16 protein-coding genes are annotated in these 19233 nt (G+C 63.7%); 11 read left to right on the forward strand and 5 right to left on the reverse strand.

Features of this window, described 5'->3' with window-relative positions; all coding sequences use genetic code 11:
• Positions 1-274 precede the first annotated feature (274 nt).
• On the forward strand, positions 275-1246 hold the full coding sequence (locus IRL76_RS11650) for a serine hydrolase (RefSeq protein ID WP_246449749.1): 972 nt from the start codon (positions 275-277) through the stop codon (positions 1244-1246).
• A gap of 105 nt (positions 1247-1351) precedes the next feature.
• Here the strand turns inward: IRL76_RS11650 and IRL76_RS11655 are convergent, their stop codons facing one another.
• On the reverse strand, positions 1352-1603 hold the full coding sequence (locus IRL76_RS11655) for a hypothetical protein (RefSeq protein ID WP_200981495.1): 252 nt from the start codon (positions 1601-1603) through the stop codon (positions 1352-1354).
• 248 nt (positions 1604-1851) lie between these two features.
• Between IRL76_RS11655 and polA the strand changes: the two genes are divergently transcribed.
• Genes polA through IRL76_RS11670 form a run of 3 tightly spaced genes read left to right on the forward strand, consistent with a single transcriptional unit; the run spans position 1852 to position 7095 of the window.
• A complete protein-coding gene (gene polA, locus IRL76_RS11660) occupies positions 1852-4686 on the forward strand; it encodes a DNA polymerase I (protein ID WP_200981496.1) in 2835 nt (944 codons plus the stop codon).
• Positions 4687-4694: 8 nt separating this feature from the next.
• Positions 4695-5963, forward strand: a complete 1269-nt coding sequence (locus tag IRL76_RS11665) for a sensor histidine kinase (RefSeq protein ID WP_200981497.1) — start codon at positions 4695-4697, stop codon at positions 5961-5963.
• Between the two features lie 46 nt (positions 5964-6009).
• Positions 6010-7095 (forward strand): mechanosensitive ion channel family protein, encoded by a 1086-nt coding sequence (locus IRL76_RS11670; RefSeq protein ID WP_200981498.1) that lies wholly within the window; start codon positions 6010-6012, stop codon positions 7093-7095.
• 1 nt (position 7096) lies between these two features.
• Here the strand turns inward: IRL76_RS11670 and IRL76_RS11675 are convergent, their stop codons facing one another.
• Positions 7097-9418, reverse strand: coding sequence for a CDC48 family AAA ATPase (locus tag IRL76_RS11675; RefSeq protein ID WP_200981499.1), 2322 nt, complete (start codon positions 9416-9418; stop codon positions 7097-7099).
• Between the two features lie 399 nt (positions 9419-9817).
• Here IRL76_RS11675 and IRL76_RS11680 point away from each other — a divergent pair, with 399 nt between their 5' ends.
• The 7 genes from IRL76_RS11680 to IRL76_RS11710 all read left to right on the forward strand — a co-directional run bounded on the left by IRL76_RS11680 (position 9818) and on the right by IRL76_RS11710 (position 15669).
• A complete protein-coding gene (locus tag IRL76_RS11680) occupies positions 9818-10525 on the forward strand; it encodes a CoA transferase subunit A (RefSeq protein ID WP_200981500.1) in 708 nt (235 codons plus the stop codon).
• Complete coding sequence (locus IRL76_RS11685; protein ID WP_200981501.1) at positions 10525-10977, forward strand: YybH family protein; 453 nt, start codon at positions 10525-10527, stop codon at positions 10975-10977. Before IRL76_RS11680 ends, IRL76_RS11685 begins: the two co-directional genes overlap by 1 nt.
• Positions 10974-11918 carry an HAD family acid phosphatase gene (locus IRL76_RS11690; RefSeq protein WP_200981502.1) on the forward strand — a complete coding sequence of 315 codons (945 nt, stop codon included), beginning with the start codon at positions 10974-10976 and terminating at the stop codon, positions 11916-11918. The genes IRL76_RS11685 and IRL76_RS11690 overlap by 4 nt, the downstream gene beginning before the upstream one ends.
• A 1-nt stretch (position 11919) precedes the next feature.
• Positions 11920-12576 (forward strand): CoA transferase subunit B, encoded by a 657-nt coding sequence (locus tag IRL76_RS11695; RefSeq protein ID WP_200981503.1) that lies wholly within the window; start codon positions 11920-11922, stop codon positions 12574-12576.
• 71 nt (positions 12577-12647) lie between these two features.
• Complete coding sequence (locus IRL76_RS11700; protein WP_200981504.1) at positions 12648-13784, forward strand: nitronate monooxygenase; 1137 nt, start codon at positions 12648-12650, stop codon at positions 13782-13784.
• Positions 13785-13823: 39 nt separating this feature from the next.
• Positions 13824-14492 carry a ferritin-like domain-containing protein gene (locus IRL76_RS11705; protein ID WP_200981505.1) on the forward strand — a complete coding sequence of 223 codons (669 nt, stop codon included), beginning with the start codon at positions 13824-13826 and terminating at the stop codon, positions 14490-14492.
• A 40-nt stretch (positions 14493-14532) separates the two neighbouring features.
• Complete coding sequence (locus IRL76_RS11710) at positions 14533-15669, forward strand: CaiB/BaiF CoA transferase family protein (RefSeq protein ID WP_200981506.1); 1137 nt, start codon at positions 14533-14535, stop codon at positions 15667-15669.
• Position 15670: 1 nt separating this feature from the next.
• On the opposite strand, the gene metK is transcribed toward IRL76_RS11710, so the two are convergent.
• From metK to IRL76_RS11725, 3 genes are read right to left on the reverse strand one after another with little or no spacing between them, the layout of a single operon-like run.
• On the reverse strand, positions 15671-16909 hold the full coding sequence (gene metK, locus IRL76_RS11715; protein ID WP_200981507.1) for a methionine adenosyltransferase: 1239 nt from the start codon (positions 16907-16909) through the stop codon (positions 15671-15673).
• 50 nt (positions 16910-16959) lie between these two features.
• The gene (gene lnt, locus IRL76_RS11720; protein WP_200981508.1) at positions 16960-18537 is read right to left on the reverse strand and encodes an apolipoprotein N-acyltransferase; all 1578 of its coding nucleotides are present in this window, start codon (positions 18535-18537) and stop codon (positions 16960-16962) included.
• 42 nt (positions 18538-18579) lie between these two features.
• A complete protein-coding gene (locus IRL76_RS11725; RefSeq protein WP_200981509.1) occupies positions 18580-19233 on the reverse strand; it encodes a DUF4167 domain-containing protein in 654 nt (217 codons plus the stop codon).

The following is a 19233-nucleotide window of genomic DNA, read 5'->3' on the forward strand; positions in this document are numbered from 1 at the left end:
CCGCCGCTCAACCCCGGAACTGAGGGTCATGGGTTCTGACGGGTCGCTTGGCCGCAGTGAGGGCACGCTGTGCACGGTGCGCACCTGCATTTCGGTCGTGGGACTTGCCTGATATTGCCTGATGGAATCAGGTCCGGTCGCTGTAGCGACACTTCTCATCGCTTAGGCACTTGCGCCAGATTCCGTAGGGGCCTTAAGCTTCAGGTAACCATAGGGGCGGTAAATAGGTTACATGCGGACAGGGTTTTTCAGCACCATCATAGCGTCTTTCGCGATGTTGATCGCGGCTCCTGCAAGCGCTGACTCCGGCGGCAAGGCTCTTGAAGCCAATTTCGACAATGTCCTGGGGACTGAGGCCAGAACGCCGAAGTCGTTTGACGCGGTCTATGACAGCGCGCTGGAGCAGAGGATTGCCGAACTGGCCGAAGGGTCACGCGGCCGCATCGGCGTGGCAGCAATCGATCTTTCAACGGGTCAGTATGTCGGTGTGCTGGGTGACCAGCGCTTCCCCATGGCCAGCACGAGCAAGGTCGCTATTGCCGCAACTTTCCTCGAAGGCGTTGAAAAAGGCCGGTGGTCGCTGACCAGTGAGTTTCCCTTGTTGCTGCCACGCAGCTCGGCACCGTTTTCGAGCAAGGTCGCACCGGTCTACGAAGGCCAATACATGAAGGCGATCGATCTCATCGAGATCATGATTACCCGTTCCAGCAATCCCGCGACCGATGCCCTTCTCCGCGTCGTCGGTGGCCCCGAGAAAGTCAACGACTGGGTCCGGAGGCAGGGTATCAAGAATTTCAGCATCGATCGCGATATCGCTACCCTGGTGCGCGACGACGGCGAGTTTAATCCTGCGAACCATATCGACCTGCGAGACAGCGCCACGCCCAAGGCGATGGTCACCCTCCTGACGGGCCTCTATCAGGGCAAGTATCTGAGCGAGGATAGTCGCCGCGTGCTACTTGGCGCGATGAGCCGCACGCGCACAGGCAAGCGCCGCATTCCCGCTCTCATGCCGGCCAGCGTGAAAGTCAGCCACAAGACAGGCTCACTCAACAACACTTCGAGCGACATCGGCATCATCGAGACTTCAGACGGTCGCGCCATTGCTGTGGCAATCTACGTCACTGGCCAGGGCACGAGGCTGGATCGCGAAGGAAAGATCGCCCAGATCGCCCGCGCATTGCACGATGGTTATGCAGCGGAAAACCAGCGTAACTGGGCCAGCGCGAAGTACGGCGGTCGCTGAGGAAAAACTTAAAAAGTTTGATGGACATAGAAAAAGGGCGGTGCCGGATGGCACCGCCCTTTCCTGTTTCGTGACGGAAACCCGTCCGCGAAAACCCAGGTCCGATTAGTCGGCCTTGGCTTCTGCGGTGGTTTCGTCCTGCACGTCGGCTTCTACGGCTGCAGCAGCGTCGTCGGCAGCTTCAGCAGTGGTGTCAGCAGCGTCGGTAACGGCGTCACCAGCGGCTTCCATGTTTGCTTCGGTGTCGGCAGCAGCGTTCTCGACGGTTGCGTCAGCAGCGTCTTCGGTAGCTTCCGAGCAAGCGGCGAGGGTAAGAGCAGCGGCCGAAGCGGCAGCGAAAAGAGCGATCTTACGCATAGGATGAATTCCTTAGTCAGCGAGTTAAGGTGCGTTCCACGACCCAAGAGACGCTTCCCGCGCGAGCCCCGGATTCGGACCTCACGGTGCCTAAATAGTGGCGGGATTGTGGCAGAGCAAGCTTTTTTGCCCTATTTCGGCCATCATCCCACGCCTGCCCCCGAGCCAAAAACTTGCTTGTAAAGGGTTTCAGGTCAAACTCCAAAACGGCTCCCCAAGCGCTTGAGGCGCTGCTAAGCCCGCTCGCCATGGCCGAAAAACCGCATCTCTACCTCGTTGACGGGTCCGCATATATCTTTCGCGCCTATCACAGGTTGCCCCCGCTAACCGACCCCGAAGGCACGCCTGTCGGCGCCGTCTATGGCTACACCACCATGTTGTGGAAACTGGCCGACGATCTCGACAAGGCCGATGGCCCGACGCACCTCGCGGTCATCCTCGACAAGGGTTCGTACAGCTTCCGCAACGACATCTACCCGGAATACAAGGCCAACCGTCCGGAGCCGCCTGAGGACCTGCGCCCGCAGTTCCCGCTGATCCGTGATGCGACCCGCGCCTTCAGCCTGCCCTGCATCGAGGAAGAGGGCCTTGAAGCAGACGACCTTATCGCCTCCTATGCCCGCGCTGCACAGGATCGGGGCTGGAACGTCACAATCGTCTCCTCCGACAAGGACCTGATGCAGCTGGTTGGCGAGAAAGATGGCGCTCGCATCGACATGCTCGACACGATGAAGAGCGCGCGCATCTATCGCGACGAAGTGAAGGAGAAGTTCGGGGTGTATCCCGAGCTGGTCGGCGATGTGCTCGCGTTGATGGGCGACAGTGTCGACAACATCCCGGGTATTTTCGGGGTTGGGCCGAAAACTGCCTCCAAGCTCATCGACGAACACGGTTCACTGACCGCCGCGCTCGATGCTGCGCCGGACATGAAGAAGTCGAAGCTGCAGGAACGTCTGATCGAAGGTCGCGAGATGGCCGAACTCAGCCGCGTTCTCGTCACGTTGAAGGAGGATTGCGACCTTCCCGAGCCGCTCGACGATTTCAAGCTCGACGGCGTCCCTCCCGAACCGCTTGCCGCCTTCCTCGCCAAGCACGGGTTCACCAGTCTGTTGAAGCGTCTCGACGCGGGTCGTGGAAGTCCCTCCCGTCCGACCGACCTGAATCCCGCCAAGCAGGACACTGCCAGCGCGCCCGCCACCAATGGTGGAAACCGGCAAGACTTGCCCGACCTCCCGCATATCGATCGCACCAAGTACGAATGCGTTCAGACACTGGAGCGACTGGAACACTGGGTCGCTCGCGCCAGCGCTGCGCGTGTCGTGGCCGTCGATACCGAGACCGATAGTCTCGACGCAATCCGCGCCAACCTCGTCGGCGTCAGTCTGGCGGTCGGCCCTGACGAAGCCTGCTACATCCCGCTCGCCCACGGCGGCAGCGACATGTTCTCCGACAAGCCGACACAGGTCGACAAGGCCGCCGCCCTCGCCGCTCTGAAACCGCTTCTCGAGAGCGATGCCGTCCTCAAGATCTTCCACAACGGGAAATACGATCTCAACGTTCTCGCAAGGAACGGAATAACCGTTGCCCCGATCGACGACACCATGGTCATCAGCTTCGACCTCGACGCAGGCCGCAGCCTCGACGGGATCGGTGGCGGCCACGGCATGGACGAACTCGCCGAGCGCCATTTCGGCCACTTGTGTATCGCGTTCAAGGACGTGTGTGGCTCGGGAAAGAAGGCGATCCCATTCGGCGAGGTTCCGCTGGACAAGGCCACCGAATACGCTGCCGAGGATGCGGACGTCACCTGGCGCCTCTACCAGCTGCTCAAACCCCGACTGGCTGAAGAGGGCGGAACGCGCATTTACGAGCGGGTCGATCGACCACTGGTCCCGGTTGTGGCGCAAATGGAGCGTCACGGCATCAAGGTCGACCGCGCACACCTCTCACGACTATCCGAGGAATTCGCGAAGGAAACCGCTCGTCTCGAAGGTGAAATCCACCAATTGGCAGGCGAGCCGTTCACGGTCGGCAGCCCCAAGCAACTGGGCGACATCCTGTTCGACAAGCTCGGTTACAAGGGCGGGCGCAAGGGCAAGAGTGGCCAGTATTCGACCGACCAAGCCATACTCGAGCGGCTTTCGGGCGAGGGAGCAGTGATCGCCGACAAGGTCCTTGAATGGCGCCAGCTCGCCAAGCTGAAGTCGACCTATACCGATGCCCTGCAGGAGGCGATCAATCCCGAGACCGGTCGCGTCCATACCAGCTACAGCCTCGTCGGTGCGCAGACGGGTCGCCTGTCCTCAACCGATCCGAACCTGCAGAACATCCCCATCCGTACCGAGATCGGCCGTCAGATCCGCGATGCTTTCGTAGCAGAGGAGGGCAATGTCCTGCTCGCCGCCGACTATTCGCAGATCGAGCTGCGCCTTGCTGCGCATATGGCCGATGTTCCCAGCCTCAAGGAAGCCTTCGCGGCGGGCGAAGACATTCATGCGCGCACCGCACAGGAAATGTTCGGCACAGTCGATCGCGACACGCGCGGCCGCGCAAAAACTATCAACTTTGCAATCCTTTACGGTATATCGCGCTGGGGGCTCGCCGGGCGACTCGGCGTAACGCCGGAGGAAGCACAGGCGATGATCGACACCTATTTCCAGCGCTTCCCGGGCATCCAGCGTTACATTATGGAAACGCTCGAGAGCGTGCGAGAACGCGGCTACTCCGAGACCCTGTTCGGTCGCAAGACGTGGTTCCCGCGGATTAATTCGAAGAATCCAAACGAACGCGCCGGGAGCGAACGTGCCGCGATCAACGCGCCGATCCAGGGCACAAGCGCGGATATCATCAAAAGGGCCATGGCGCGCATGATGCCCGCGCTCGACGGTGCCGGCCTCGGTCATGTACGTATGCTGCTGCAGGTGCATGACGAACTGGTCTTCGAATTGCCCGAGGGCGACGTCGCGGCCGCGAGCCCGGTGATCGAACGGGTCATGGCAGAGGCTGCACGTCCAGCCGTGGAACTCAGTGTCCCGCTGGGGGTCGAAATCGGTACCGGTCCGAGCTGGGGAGCAGCACACTGAAACGGACCATGACCTTTGCCTTGCGGGACCGCGGGTTCCGCTGGGTCAATCTGGCCCTGCTGGCCACGATTGGCGCGGCGATGCTTGCGCTCATCTTCCTGGTCTACAAGACCGTCGAGGCGGAGCGCGCGCAACGCGCGCAGGTCGAAAAGACTTCGGAGATCCTCGACCAGCTGCGCCGGATCGGCCGGGCCACTCTCAATGGCGAAACCGGACAACGCGGCTACCTCATCACGCTCGACCGGAGATACCTCGTTCCGTACGAGGCCGGCCAGGAACAGATCGACCCAGCGCTCGATCGCCTGCGCGCACTTCTTCAGGACGTCGCGACCCCACGCCAGACCGAGTTGGTGGACGAGATCGAGGCGCTTGCCCGGGCCAAGTTCCGGGAAATGGACGATAGTGTCTCCATGGTCGAGGAAGGACGCCTGCTTGATGCCCGTCGCGCTGTGCTGACCGACGAGGGTGTCGAGACCATGGAGCGACTTGCCCGCGCGATCCGTGAGATGGAAGAAATCGAGAACGGTATCCTTACCGATGCGATTGCCAACACTTCACGTTCGGAAGGACGGGTTCTTCCCTTGCTCGGCGCACTCCTGTTCCTCCTCATCCTGGCCATGATCGGCGGCGGTCGACTTGTAAGCCGCGCGGCACGGGCAGAGGCCGAAGCCGCGCAGGCAGCGGCACTGGGCGAGGCCCGCGATCGTGCAGACTTGCTTGCGCGCGAGCTCAATCACCGCGTGAAGAACCTCTTCGCCGTGGTCCTTGCCATCGTTCAGATGAGCGCCCGCGACAAGCCGGAAGCCAAGGAGGTGACGGAGAGCATAGCCCAGCGCATCCGCGCACTCCTGACAGCACACGAGGTCAGCCAGGGCGAGCTCGAGCGTCCGGTGGCATCGCTCCAGCAATTGATCGAGACTTCGCTCGCCCCCTATCGCTCGTCCAGCCAGACTGCGCAGATCGACGGTCCTGAAGTGATGCTACCCGCAAAAAGGGTCACGCCGCTTGGACTCGTGCTTCACGAACTGACCACCAATGCGGTGAAATATGGTGCATGGGCCAACGGCGGGCAGATCCTGGTCGACTGGGAAGAGCTCGACAATCGAGTGCGACTGAATTGGCGCGAGACCGGTGTGCCGGCGCAAGAGACGCCCGATCGCAAGGGCTTCGGCAGCCTGCTGATGACCAGCGCCGCGCGCCAGTTCGGAGGCAGCATCGAACGCGAATTCGGACGCGATGGTATCGTGGTCCGCATCGACCTGCCATTGGGCGATTGATCTCCGCCCTTGAAAGGCGTGGCCCGCGCCCATAGGCATGCCCGCAATGCTAGAGCGTTTTGACCCAAGGAACTGGCCCGTCTCGACCGAGGCGCTGATAGAAACACTGATTGCGTTGGGCATCGCGGTAGTCGCGGCCTGGCTCCTCCACTGGGTGCTCTTCGCCATCTTGCGGCGCGTGGTCGCCCGGTCCGAAAGCCAGATCGACGATGTCGTGCTCAATGCGGTACGTCGCCCGCTCCGGCTGGCAATGGTCGCTCTTGCCATTTCCATAGCAGCCGAGAACGAGGCGCTTGTCGGTCGTGGCTGGGACATGCTTGCCGGGTTTCTTGTTCCTGCAGTCCTGGGCTGGGTTGCCTTTGCCACGGTCAAGGGTCTCGCCAAGGGATATGCCGTGCAAATGGCAGGGGTCGACGACCTGGTGGCCCACCGCGGGCGGATGACCCGGATCGCCATCCTTTCGCGCACAGTCAGGGTGGCCATCGTCATCATCACCGTATCGCTGGTCATGCTCAATATCCCGGGCGTCCGGGATGTGGGTACGACCATGCTTGCTTCGGCAGGGCTCGCTGCCCTGGCAGTCGGCGCCGCGGCGCAGCCGGCGCTGAAGTCGTTGATCGCAGGCCTCCAGATGGCGATTACGCAACCACTGCGCATCGGCGACCTGGTAAAGGTGGACGGACAAGCCGGCCGGGTCGAGGAAATCCGCATGAGCTTCGTCACCGTGCGGACCTGGGACGAGCGCGTCCTCGTCGTGCCGACCAGCCGCTTCCTCGACCAGAGTTTCGAAAACTGGTCGCGGGTGAGCGAGAAGCTGACCGGGCCGGTCTTCCTCCACCTCGACCCGGATACCGAGGTCGAGCCGATCCGCGAGGAATTCGAGCGCTTCGTGAAGGCCCATCCGCTTTGGGACGGGCGCAACCTCGCGCTGCTCATGACCGAAGCCTATCCCGAAAGCATCGAGCTTCGTCTTTCGATGAGCGCAGATACGATCGGCGATCTGTGGACGCTGCGCTGCGCAGTGCGCGAGCACATGCTCGCATGGTTGCGCAAGAACCAGCCGGGGGCGCTGATCCGCCACCGGCTCGAGGTCGACGCGGCCAACCAGCGCGCGCGGGAAGCTAACGCCTGAGCTAGTCCGTGATCGGCGCGCCGTGCTTCTGGCTGCGCGTCGATTCGATCATGCCTTCATGGATGAAGCCGATCGGGTGGACCTCTGCCGCGCGCTTCTTCAGCTCGCCCCGCATCTTCTTGTACTCATCCTCCATCTCGGTGGTGACGGTCGCACGGCTGTCCTTCAGGGCTTCCTCGAAGTCGGCGGCAGTGACGTTTTCGACATCGCCACCCGCCCGTTGAAGCGCATTGAGGCCGGCCCTGCGCACGACATCCTCGAGATCGGCCCCGGTAAAGCGCTCGGTCTTGCCAGCCACATCAGCGAGCGAGACGTCCTTTGCCAGCGGCATGTTGGCGGTATGAATGCCGAGGATCTGCTCGCGCCCGGCCTTGTCGGGAGTGCCGACGTAGACGAGTTCGTCGAAACGTCCGGGTCGTAGCAGAGCCGGATCGACCAGCGTGGGACGATTGGTGGCACCGATCACCACGACGGACTGCAGTTCCTCGAGACCGTCCATCTCGGCCAGAATGGTGTTCACCACACGTCCGGTCACGGCGGGTTCGCCCTGCCCGCTGCCGCGCGCAGGTACGAGGCTGTCGATCTCGTCGATGAAGATGACGCAGGGTGCGACCGAGCGGGCACGCTTGAACATGCGCGCAATCTGCTGCTCGCTCTCGCCATACCATTTTGACAAGAGGTCGCTCGACTTCATCGAAATGAAGTTCGCTTCGGCCTCCTTGGCGACCGCCTTGGCCAGCAGGGTCTTGCCGGTCCCCGGAGGACCGTAGAGCAGGAAGCCCTTAGCCGGGCGGATGCCCAGTCTGCGGAAGGCGTCGGGGTTCTTGAGCGGAAGTTCGATGCCTTCCTTCAGCTTGTCGATCGCCTCGCCCACGCCGCCGATATCGGACCAGCCGACGTTGGGCACCTGGACCATGACCTCGCGCATTGCCGAAGGCTGGATACGCTTGAGCGCCGAGAGGAAGTCTTCGCGACCCACATAAAGATCATCGAGCACTTCGGGCGGGATCGTCCGTTCGTCGAGATCGATGCGCGGCATGATCCGGCGTACCGCGTCGATCGCAGCCTCACGGGTCAATGCGGCGATGTCGGCGCCCACGAAGCCGTAGGTCGCGCGGGCCAGTTCGTTCAGGTCGACCTTGTCGCCGAGCGGCATGCCGCGGGTGTGAATGCCCAGAATCTCCCGGCGTCCATGCTCGTCCGGAACGCCGATCACGATTTCGCGATCGAAGCGGCCCGGACGGCGCAGGGCCTCGTCGATAGCGTCCGGCCGGTTGGTGGCAGCAATGACGACGAGGTTGTTGCGTGCCTCCAGCCCGTCCATCAGCGTCAGCAGCTGGGCCACGAGGCGCTTCTCCGCCTCGCCAGGAACGCGATCGCGTTTCGGCGCGATCGAGTCGATCTCGTCGATGAAGACAATCGCAGGTGCAGACTTGGTCGCTTCCTCGAATACCTCGCGCAGCGCCTTCTCGCTCTCGCCATAGCCGGAACCCATGATCTCGGGTCCGTTGATGGTGAAGAAGCTGGCGTCGCTTTCATTCGCAACCGCCTGCGCAAGACGGGTCTTGCCCGTGCCCGGCGGACCATGGAGGAGCACGCCCTTCGGCGGATCAACGCCGAGGCGGGTGAAGAGTTCGGGATAGCGCAGGGGCAGCTCGACCATCTCGCGCAGAGCCTGGATGGTTTCGCCCATGCCGCCGACATCGTCGTAGTTGACGACCGCGCGTGCGTCGCGCGGCGGCTCGAACTCGGCGCGCAGCTCTACCTCGGTGTCCTCATCGATATGGACGATGCCCTTGGGCGTGGTCGAGACGACGCTGAGGCGGATCTGGGTCAGTGCGTAGGCCGGCGCGTTGAACATCCGGCGCACTTCGGGCGGCATGTTCTGGACCGGCTGCTGGCCGGTGGTCGCGACCAGATCACCCGCGACGATCGGCTTGCGGAAGAAATTGCGCTTGAGTGCCTGGGCCGGGCCCTGCAACCGCATTTCGCGCTGGGCCGGGGCGAAGACTACGCGCGTTGCGGGGCGGGACTGGGCGGCCACGACATTGACGTGTTCGCCCGAACCCACCTCGGCATTGCCGCGCTGGAGACCGTCCAGTCGCACCACATCGAGGCTTTGGTCCTCGTCATAGGCGGCCATGGCGATGGCTGCGGTGGACCGCTTGCCGGTAATTTCGACGACATCGCCTTCGGTGATGCCGAGTGCCTGGAAGGCCGAGCGCGGCATGCGGGCGATGCCCTGCCCGCTTTCTTCCTGACGCGCAGCCGCGACCTGCAGTCTGACCGTCTTGTCCGCTACCGCGGCTTCAGCTTCCGCCATGGGGGTGTTTTCCCTTTGTCCGTCCAGTCGTTCGGCCCCTAGCTGGGGTCGGGGCCATGCCGATGCAATGAACAACTCGCCGCCAAGGGTCCGGCGCGGGCAAGAAAAAAGCCCGGCAGGAGAACCCGCCGGGCTTGGAAAGTCTTGGGAGAGGATGCCTGAAAGGCAGGTGCAGATATGCTGGCGAGGCCTATTTTGTGCAAGTGCGAAATAAACAAGGATGCTTGCAAAAACTGCAACTAGGTGGATGACTGATTGGGTTAACGCTTTGAAAAAGAACAATGCATACGATTGCGCGTTGCAATATTTGCGCTGCGACGCACAATGCCAAGGCCTATTGGCGGTGACGCTACGGCATGCGCGTGACAGACGTCATTTAAGCCGTTAAGCCGCGCTCCCATGAACAAGCTCTTCCCCGATGCCGCCGCCGCCCTCGAAGGGGTTCTCAAGGATGACATGCTGATCGCCAGCGGGGGTTTCGGCCTTTGCGGCATCCCCGAAAGGCTGCTTTCCGCGATTCGCGACAGTGGGGTGACGGGCCTGACCTTCGCCAGCAACAATGCCGGTATCGACAACGAAGGCATCGGCATGCTGCTGCGCACGCGGCAGGTGAAGAAGATGATCAGCTCCTATGTCGGCGAGAACAAGGAATTCGAGCGGCAGTTTCTCTCGGGCGAGCTGGAAGTCGAATTCTGCCCCCAGGGCACGCTCGCGGAACGCATGCGTGCAGGCGGTGCGGGCATTCCCGGTTTCTACACCAAGACCGGTGTCGGCACGCAGGTCGCCGAGGGCAAGGAGAGCAAGGTCTTCGACGGCGAGGAGTACATCCTCGAGCGCGGCATTTTTGCCGACCTCGCCATCGTCAAGGCTTGGAAGGCCGATGAGACCGGCAACCTCGTGTTCCGCAAGACCGCGCGCAATTTCAACTTGCCTGCCGCCACCTGCGGCAAGGTGTGCGTCGTAGAGGTCGAGGAAATCGTGCCCGTCGGCAGCCTCGATCCGGACTGCATCCACCTGCCCGGCGTCTACGTCCAGCGAATGATCGTGGGCGCGCCTTACGACAAGAAGATCGAATTCGTCACGACGCGCGAGCGCGAGAGCGCGTGATGCCTTCGCTGGCCGACGATATCGCGGCTGTCGATCGCACCGTCGACGCAGTTTACGCTGCCATCTCGGGCGGTGTCGGCGAAGAGCGCGACTGGGATGCCATGCGCGCGCTGTACCTGCCCGATGCGCGGCTGACCGCAATCCGTGCCGACGGGATAGAGAGCGGTACGCTGGAAGAATATATCGCCAGCAAGCGCGATTTCCTGGTCGCCAACGGATTTAGCGAGGGCACCTTGGTCAACCGCATCGCAGTCTATGGCGATATTGCCCATGCATGGTCGTCCTATTCGGGTGGCTGGACAGAACCCGACGGTGCCAGGGGTGCGACCACGGGGATCAACTCGTTTCAGTTCATGCGCCAGGCCGACGGTAGCTGGCGCGTCCTGTCACTGCTGTGGCAGGTCGCAACGCCCGACCTTCCCCTCCCCCAGGACATGGAGAAAGCCGCATGAGGAATGCCGCGACCCCCGCAATTCTCGCCATCCTCCTTGCCGGCTGCGCGACCACCGAAGCAACCGAAGTGGCGAGCGCACCGGCCGCTCCCGTTTCCGCCGCAAGCGTTGGTGAGAAGGACGCGCCCGATACGATGCGCTGGCTGTACGGCTCGGGCGAGGCGGCTGGCGCTTCGATCCAGGCCTGGCGTCAGCTGGCCGACTACGCGATCGCGGTCTCGCGCCAGCGCAAGGTTCCGCAGTCGATCCCGCTCGGCCTCCCCGACGTGGCGGGTGGCATAGCGACCCCGTCGTGCGTAGCGGCCGATGGGAAGATGAAGCCATTCGCCGCCGTGTTCGACGTCGACGAGACCGTTCTCCTCAACACCGGCTACGAGTATTGGCAGGCCTATTCGGGCAAGCCGTACGTTCCCGAAGAATGGGAGCAGTGGGCCAATGGCGGCGCGGGCATTGCAGCACCGGTCCCGGGGGCCGTCACTGGCCTCCGGCGCTTGCGCGAAGCGGGCATTGCGGTGATCTTCAACACCAACCGCAATTCCGACACCGCGGCCGGCACTGCTGCCGCGATCGAGGCTGCTGGCGCAGGTCCCGCAGTCCATCTCGACAATCTCTTCCTTCGCGGCGACGACGCCATGGGCGGACGCAAGGACGGACGCCGCGCCACCATTTCCGCCAAGTACTGCGTCATTGCGATGGCAGGCGACAACCTCGGCGACTTCGCCGATGCATTCAACGATCCCGCGCTTGGCGTTCAGGAACGCCGCGCACTGGTTGCCCGTGGCGAATATGCACAACTGTGGGGCAATGGCTGGTTCCTCATCCCGAATTCGGCCTACGGAGCCTGGCAGAAGGGCACGCTCGACGATGTCTTCCCGCCCGAAAGCCGCTGGATGCCCGCCGAGAAGACAGACGCCCCCGCCATTATGGAAAAGAGCAAGTAAGATGACCGATACCGCCACCAAAACCGGCTGGGACCGCAATGAAATGGCTGCGCGCGCGGCGCGTGAATTGAAGGATGGCTACTACGTCAACCTTGGCATCGGCATCCCCACACTGGTCGCCAACCACATTCCCGAAGGCATGCACGTCACGTTGCAGAGCGAGAACGGCATGCTCGGCATCGGACCCTTTCCCTATGCGGGCGAAGAGGATGCCGACCTCATCAACGCGGGCAAGCAGACCATCAGCGAACTGCCGCACAGCGCCTATTTCGACAGCGCGGCGAGCTTCGCGATGATCCGCGGCGGGCATATCGACCTGACCGTGCTCGGGGCGATGGAAGTTGCCGAGAATGGCGACATCGCCAACTGGATGATCCCGGGCAAGATGATCAAGGGCATGGGCGGCGCGATGGATCTCGTCGCCGGCGTCAAGAAGATCATCGTGGTGATGGAGCACAACGCCAAGGACGGCAGCCCCAAGTTCATCCCCGCCTGCACCCTGCCGCTTACAGGACGCAACGTGGTCGACATGATCATCACCGATCTCGCCGTGTTCCAGCGGCCTGATCACGACAGCCCGTTCCGCCTCATCGAGACCGCGCCGGGCATCACGGCAGACGAGATCGCCGCCAAGACGACGGCGCATTACGTTTCCTAACGCAACGGGTCTTGCCAGCCCCCGATTCGCCACGCACCATGCCCCGCGAGAGAATTCGAGGGGAGAGTGCGATGCCGATGAACCGAGTTTGCGAATTGACCGGGGCGGAGTTCCCGCTGTTTGCCTTCAGTCACTGCCGCGACGTGGTCGCAGCGGTCAGCAAGGCAGGCGGGTTCGGCGTGCTCGGCGCGACGCGGTTCAGCCCGGACCAGCTCGAAGAGGAGCTGGCATGGATCGACGCTCATGTAGACGGCGCACCTTATGGCGTAGACGTCCTCGTCCCTGAAGTAATCGATCCGCGCGTCCGCGAGCTGTCCGACAACAAGAGCCGAGCTGCAGCGATCGATCCTGCCTACCAGGGCTTCGTCAATGAGGTCCTTGGTCATTACGGCATCACCCCGGAAGCCGAGATGCCGATCCTGCGCGAGCGGATGGGGATCACGCCCGAGAACGGCCTCGCGCTGATGGAGGTCGCGTTCCGCCATCCGATCAGGCTGATCGCCAATGCGCTCGGCATCGCGCCACCGGCGATGATCGAGGAGGGCAAGAAGCGCGGCGTTCCCGTGGCCGCGCTGGTCGGCGCCAAGGAACATGCCATTCGACAGGCAGAGGCGGGGGTCGACATCATTGTCGCGCAGGGCACCGAGGCCGGCGGGCATTGCGGTGAGGTCTCGACGCTTGTCCTCATTCCCGAGGTGGTGCGCGAACTTTCACGGGCCGGGCACGACATTCCGGTGCTGGCAGCGGGCGGCATCATGACCGGCGGACAGATGGCCGGGATGATGGCTGCGGGAGCGCAAGGTGCTTGGACCGGGTCGATCTGGCTGGCGACGCCGGAGGCCGAGACTTCCGAGGCCTTCCGCGAGAAAATGATCGCCGCGCGCAGCCGCGACACGGTCCGCTCGCGTGCGCGCACCGGCAAGCCCGCGCGCCAGCTCAAGACCGCATGGCACGATGCCTGGGATGCTCCCGACGGCCCGGGCACTTTGCCCATGCCGCTGATGGGCATGGTGTCGGAACCCGCCTTCGCCCGGATCGAGCGCGAGGCAGCGGCCGGAAACGAGGGCGCACGCGAGCTGGTAACCTATTTCGTCGGCCAGGGCGTGGGGCTGGTGGAGCAGGTCCGCTCGAGTCGCCAGGTAGTGCAAGACTTCCGCGAGGAATTTATCGAGGCGGTTTCAGGGCTTAGCGGAATGCTTGCCGAATAAGCGCTTACCCTGACCGACGTTTCGTGCGAGGGAACACCTATGGGTTTGCGCACTTCCTTCCGGAATCGGTTCCTCGACGTCCTAGGCTCGATCTACATCTACAACGAGCACCGGGGGTACACCTCGCTCGACCGCGTGCTCGAGGCGGTCCGGGCGCGCTGTCCCGACGACCATGCCTTTATCGCGGCCGTCGAGAAGCACCGGGCGGACGAGGAAAAGCATTACCGCATGTTCCGTCGCTGGTTCGAACTACGCGGTGTAATGCCCTTGAAGGTCGACCGCACCTGCGGCCACATCGACCATTTCATCGAGACCGTGTTCGGCTGCACCATCGACGATCTCGACACCGCCGCGATCGTCGCCGACGGCGACGAGTTCGAGAAGCTGTGCCGCGTTATCATGATCACCGAACAGCGCGGCATGGACCAGGTCGAGGTGCTGCTTAAAAACAGCCACATCCGCTCGGACAAGGCGATGAGGCGGATCTTCGAGGTGGTCGAGAAGGACGAGCCCAGCCACTGGATGCCTTATGACGCATGGCTGCGCGCGCATGGCCGCAGGCCCAGGCCGCGCTGGCGCGAGAAGTGGACCGATTACTGGATCCACAAGTCGCTGATGCTGGCAAAGCTCCCGGCGGTCTTCCTCAACCGGAAGAGCGCCCGGCTCGAAACCTGGCCCGACGAAGACCCGAACGCCTATGCCATCTGAGGCTTGACCGCCTGCCGCCACTGGCGCAGCAGCACCAATCATGTGGCTCGACCAACCCCGTAATCCGAATGCCCCGCTTGCCGGGCTAAAAGTCCTCGAACTTGCCCGCGTCCTCGCCGGGCCATGGGCTGGACAGATTCTGTCCGACCTAGGCGCGGACGTGATCAAGGTAGAAAGCCCGGAAGGCGACGGGACCCGCCTGTGGGGGCCGCCCTGGGTCGAGCACGAGGGCGAGCGCTCGGCAGCCTATTACCATGCGACCAATCGCGGCAAACGCAGCGTGGTCGCCAACTTCAAGAACCCCGACGATCTTGCGCGCGTGCGGGCGCTCGCCGAAAGCGCGGACGTCGTTCTCGAGAACTTCAAGACCGGCACGTTGGCCAAGTTCGGCCTCGACTACGAGGTCTTGTCCGAAGCCAACCCCGGTCTCGTCTACTGCTCGATCACGGGCTTCGGGCAGACCGGACCGCGCGCGCATGAAGCAGGGTATGACTTCGTCATTCAAGGCATGAGTGGTTTCATGGCCCTGACCGGCGAGCCGCAGGGGCAGCCGATGAAGATGGGGGTGTCGATCTCCGACCTCAGTTGCGGGCTCTATTCGGTAATCGGCATCCAGGCCGCGCTGGCGATGCGCGAGCGCACGGGCCGCGGGCAGCATGTCGACATGGCATTGCTCGACTGTTCGGTTGGCTTGCTCGCCAGCCAGGCGCTGCACTTCCTGACGACGGGCACGAACCCGCCCCGGATGGGAAACGAACACGCGCAGGTGAGCGCCTATGGTGTGTTCCCGGTTGCCGACGGCGAGGTGGTCCTGGCACCCGCGAACGATGGCCTGTTCCGGCGCCTGCTCAAGCTGCTCGGGCGCGACGACCTGCTCACCGAAACCCGCTTCGCCTCCAATGAGGCCCGCCTCGCCAATCGCGCCGAGCTGGACGCCTTGATCGCGAGCGAAACATCGAAGTGGCAAATGGACGAATTGCTGGCCGACTGCGCCGAGGACGGCATCCCCGCAGGGCCGATCAACGCCATCGATCAGGTCTTTGCCGACCGGCAAGTCCTCGCCCGCGGCATGCGCGTCGATCTCGACGGCATCCCCGGCGTGCGCAGCCCCTTCACCTTCTCCGAAGCCGAGCTTGCACTGGACCGTCCCAGCCCGCGCAAGGGGCGCGACGGCTAGATCAGGCCAGGGCTGCCTTCAGGTCGTCGACGAGGTCGATCCGCTCCCACGGGAACAGGTCGCCTTCCGCCTTGCGGCCGAAGTGGCCGTATGCGGCGGTCTGGCGATAGATCGGCTTGTTGAGGCCGAGATGGGTACGGATCGCGCGCGGGGTCAGCCCGCCCAGCTTGTCGATACTTGCGATCGCTTCCTCAAGCGCTTCGTCGGTCACACCCGGGGCGCAGGTGCCGTGGGTGTCGACATAGAGCGACAGCGGCTGCGAAACGCCGATGGCATAGGCGATCTGGATCGTGCATCGCCGGGCAAGGCCCGCAGCGACGACGTTCTTGGCAAGGTAGCGGGTAATATAGGCTGCCGAGCGGTCGACCTTGGTCGGGTCCTTGCCGCTGAAGGCGCCGCCACCGTGCGGAGCCGCGCCGCCATAGGTGTCGACAATGATCTTGCGCCCGGTCAAGCCAGCGTCACCATCGGGCCCGCCGATCTCGAACGAACCGGTCGGGTTGATATGCCAAGTCGTCTCGTCCGACAGGAAGCCTTCGGGCAGGATCTCGCCGACGACCTTCTTCACATAGGCGTGGAGCTCTGCCTCTTTCTCGCCTTCGTCGTAGCCCGGAGCATGTTGCGTGCTGACGACGACGGCGGTGCAGGCGACCGGCTTGCCGTTTTCGTAGCGCAGCGTGACCTGGCTCTTGGCGTCGGGTTCGAGGAAGGGCGCGGTACCGCTCTTGCGATCAGCCGCAAGGCGTTCGAGGATCTTGTGGCTGTAGTCGATCGGTGCCGGCATCAGGTCGGGCGTCTCGTCGCAGGCGAAGCCGAACATGATGCCTTGGTCACCTGCGCCCTCGTCCTTGTTGCCGCTGGCATCGACGCCCTGCGCGATATGGGCGCTCTGGCCGTGGAGGTGGTTTTCGAAGGTCAGTGTCTGCCAGTGGAAACCATCCTGCTCGTAACCGATTTCGCGAACCGTACGGCGGACAGCCTTCTCGATTTCTTCCTTTGCGCCCGGCGCCCAGCCGCCGTTCTCCGCCCAGTCGGGGTTGTTGGCATCGTACATCGGTGCGCAGCGAATCTCGCCGGACAGGATCACCCTCTGCGTCGTGGTCATGGTCTCGCAGGCAACCCGCGCCTCGGGATCCTTGGCCAGCATCAGGTCGACGATGGCATCGCTGATCTGGTCCGAGACCTTGTCGGGATGACCCTCTGAGACGCTCTCGGAAGTGAACAGGAAGTTGGCGCGCATTGGGACCCCGAGATATGGATATAAAGAAAGCTTTATGTGCTCGAAGTCACCTAGCCGCCCCGTCGCCGCATGGCAACCAGCGATGCGCCGGCAAGGGCAATTCCCCAGAGCAAAGTGAGCCAGTGGCCAAGTCGCGCGAAGGGTGTCGGCGCGGCGGCGGGAGGCACCACGGTGTCGATCCGCCCCGCGACGTTGCGTCCGATGTGCTCCCTCACGACCCCGCGCGCGTCGATGACGGCGCTGATCCCGGTGGTGGTGGCGCGCAGGACCGGCAGCCCCTCCTCTGCTGCACGCATGCGCGCCTGGCCGAGATGCTGCGGAGGACCCCAAGATCCGAACCAGCCGTCGTTTGAGGGATTGAAGATATAGTCGGGGCGGTCGGCACGATCGGCCACCTCGCCCGAGAAGACGATCTCGTAGCAAATCTGCATCCCGGCCTTGCCGTGCTCGCCCAGATCGACCGTCGCAGCGCCAGGGCCGGGCAGGAAGTCGATCGAGCCGGCGACAAGCCGCGACGCGCCGAGTGGTTCGAGGATATCGCGTAGCGGGAGATATTCGCCGTAGGGCACGAGGTGGGCCTTGGCATAGCGCTTGCCGAGGTTGCCCTGCGCATCGATCGGCGTGATCGTATTGTAGGCGCCGACGGCGCGGCGGCGGCCGTCCACTTCGCCGATAATGAGGTCGGTCACGCCGGTCAGCAGCAGGCTACCCTCTCCGATGACGGCGCCGATCCGCTGGCGTGCGAAGGCGGGGTCGCCGGCTGCGGTCATCTGGTCGTAATAGCGCTGCGGATAGCCGTCGCGCAGGTAGTCGGGCACCCCGCTCTCGGGCCACAGGACCAGACGATGCGAAAGCGGTCGTTCCGGCAGGCTCAGCCGCGCGATATTCTGGAACTGGCTCTCGAACTTGGTCGGGTCGTCGATCTCCTCCTGCCGCAGGTTCGGCTGGACGAGGGTGAGTGGAAGATTGCCCTGCGCAGCCTTCCCGGCAGGCAGGAACATTCCCACGGCAAGCGCAATCGAGGCAATCCCGAGCGGGAGCCAGTGGCGGCCCTGCACCCAGATGCCGAGCATCGCGCAGAGGGTGATGGCGATGCCCGAAAGGGCGTAGGTTCCGGTGAAAGGCAGCAACAGGCCAAGGCCGGGTCGGTCCCAGATACCCATCAGGGCGAGCGAGAACGGTCCCCAGGCGTATCCGGTAAAGACCCAGCTGCGCAGCCACTCTGCCAGCACCCACGCCGCGCCGAGCGCCAGGGCAAAGGCTACACCGGGACGCCGTGGCACCAATGACCACGCCAGCGTCACGGCGATCGCGGGAAAGACCGCGAGGTAGAGCGACAGGAGCGGCACCGCCGCCCAGCCAAGGACGGCGGGCATCTCCGCCTGGTAGGTAAAGGCAGTGGCGATCCAGTTGTCGGTGATGGTGAAATGCGCGACGCCGAACAGCCAGCCGCGCAGGAAGGCGGCCTTGCGGGTCGGGCTGTCGGCGACCAGCAGCGCAAAGGCACCCATGGCGGCCAATGCTACCGGCCACAGCTGGAGCGGGGGGAAGCCGAGCGCGGCTAGCGCGCCCAGCACGAGTGCGGTCCAGTTGGGGTGCCGCCGGGCGAAACCGAGGAAAGCGTCCATCGGCTTCGCCCTTACGGCCTTGGTTCAGTCAATCAAGCGCGATCAGCCGACCGCGCTGACCTCGCTGTCGTCTTCCTGCTTGCGGCGGCGGCGGCGCGGCGCGGGTTTTTCCTCGCGGTCGTCGTCGTTCGAGCCGAATGCGGGCGGCAGGACGGTTGCGTCGATCTCGCCTTCCACGCCCGCTTCGCCTTCCGCGTCTTTGCGCGGGCGACGCTGGTTGCGGCGCTTTTTCGGCTCATTGTCCGAGCGGCGGGTAAACGGGTTGTCGGCCGGTTCGAAATCGCTGTCGTCGCCGTCGCTGTCCTGCACGTCGTCGTCGCGTTCGTCACGGTCGTCGCGATCTTCGCGGCGGCTACGCTGGCGGCGGTTGTCGCTGCGGCCGCGACGGTCGTCGAAACCGTCATCGCCATCATCGTCACGATCGTCGCGGTCGTCCTGGCGCTTGCCCTTGGCTTCGTCCTGGCGCGCCTTGTTGTCGGCGATCACGCGGAAATAGTGGTCGGCGAACTGCAGGTAGTATTCCATCTGCACCCGGTCGCCGTTGTGTTGCGCATCCTGGGCCAGCTTCTTGTACTTGTCGAGCAGCTGCGGGGCATTGCCACGCGCGCGGCTGTCGATGCGGTTGGCATTGTTGCCGCCGCCCTGGTTGCGATTGTTCCCGCGTCCGCGACGACGGTTATTGCGATTGTTGTTCAA

The organism is Qipengyuania soli, assembly GCF_015529805.1.
In the GTDB taxonomy this organism is placed as follows: domain Bacteria; phylum Pseudomonadota; class Alphaproteobacteria; order Sphingomonadales; family Sphingomonadaceae; genus Qipengyuania; species Qipengyuania soli.